Origin of the sequence: Halomonas ventosae, from assembly GCF_004363555.1 — a bacterium.
In the GTDB taxonomy this organism is placed as follows: domain Bacteria; phylum Pseudomonadota; class Gammaproteobacteria; order Pseudomonadales; family Halomonadaceae; genus Halomonas; species Halomonas ventosae.
The window spans coordinates 1-1,444 of the sequence record NZ_SNZJ01000042.1; the positions used below are offsets into that span (position 1 = coordinate 1).

Below are 1,444 nucleotides of genomic sequence, written 5' to 3' on the forward strand. Positions count from 1 at the left end.
TGAACTGCACCCCGAAAGTTGGACACCCTATCCAACCTTCGGGGTGTTTTTATGAGCAATCGGTACGACGAGTGGTTCAAGCTGCAGGTGGCACAGCAGTGTTTGCACCATGACACCAGCTTGAGGGAGGTAGCCCGCCAGCATGGCCTGGACCATTCCCTGGTACGGACATGGCGGGACAACTACCGTCAGCATGGCGTGGTGGGCCTGCGCAAGAAATACACGCACCGCAGCGCAGCTTTCAAGCTACAGGTCCTTGAGACGATGTGGCGAGATGGCTTGTCACGGCGTCAGACGGAGGCGCTTTTCGATATCCGCGAGCGCGGCGCCATAGGCAGGTGGGAGCGTCAGTACCATAGTGGTGGTCTGACTGCACTGGAGCCAAAGCGCAAGGGACGCCGCCCGATGACCAAGAAGCCACCTTCCCCACCACCCCCGCCGGATGCTGAGCGCTCCCATGACGAGCTGCTCAAGGAGTTGGCGTATCTGCGTGCCGAGAATGCCTACCTAAAAAAGCTCGATGCCTTGACCCGGGAGAAGGGGGCGGTGACGCGGGGCAAAAAGCCCAGGCCGTCCAAGGGTTAAGGCATGAACATCCGTTGGCTCTGCTGCTGCGTGCGGCTGAGCTGCCACGCAGCACGTTCTACTACCAGATCCAGGTCTTGGGCGCTAACGATCGGTACGCCTCTCTGAAGGCGTGTATCCGGGCGATCTATGACCATCACAAAGGGCGCTATGGCTACCGGCGTATCACCGCCGTTCTGCGGCAGGCAGGAGAGACGATCAACCACAAGACCGTTCAGCGGCTGATGCAACAGCTGGGGTTGAAATCCCTGGTTCGCCCCAAGCGATATCGTGCCTACCGTGGGTCGGAAGGCTACGCCGCTCCTAATACGTTGCAGCGTCGGTTTCAGGCTCAGCGTCCCCATCAACGGTGGGTGACGGACATTACCGAGTTCAAGGTCAATGGCCAGAAGCTCTACCTGTCACCGGTCATGGACCTGTATAACGGAGAGATCATTGCCTTCCAGACAGGACCGCGCCCGGTGTTCGACCTAGTGAAGGGTATGCTGAAGAAAGCCTTTGGCAGGCTGATGCCAGGGGATCGGCCGCTGCTCCATTCGGATCAGGGCTGGCATTATCGCCACCCCAGCTATCGCCGCCTGGTGGTGGAGAAGCGGATTCTCCGCAGCATGTCGCGGAAAGGGAACTGCCTGGACAATGCCGCCATGGAGAGCTTCTTCGGGACCCTGAAGGCCGAGTATTTCCACCTGAACCGGTTCGACACCATTGAGCAGTTGCAGCAAGGGCTCGACCAGTACATCCATTACTACAACCACGAACGCATCAAGCTGAAACTAAAAGGCCTGAGCCCCGTACAGTACAGGACTCAGGCCTTGGGCGCCGGCTGAATGAACCGTCCAACTATTGGGGGTCAGTTCAT

At 58.9% G+C, this 1,444-nt stretch carries 1 protein-coding gene; it reads left to right on the top strand.

The genetic code is table 11. The features are described 5' to 3' along the window. Window positions 1-51 precede the first annotated feature (51 nt). A protein-coding gene (locus DFP85_RS18770) for an IS3 family transposase (RefSeq protein ID WP_243737349.1) occupies window positions 52-1,412 on the top strand; the annotation gives its coding sequence in 2 pieces (ribosomal slippage) (window positions 52-508 and window positions 508-1,412; 1,362 coding nt in all). The last annotated feature ends 32 nt before the right edge of the window (window positions 1,413-1,444 follow it).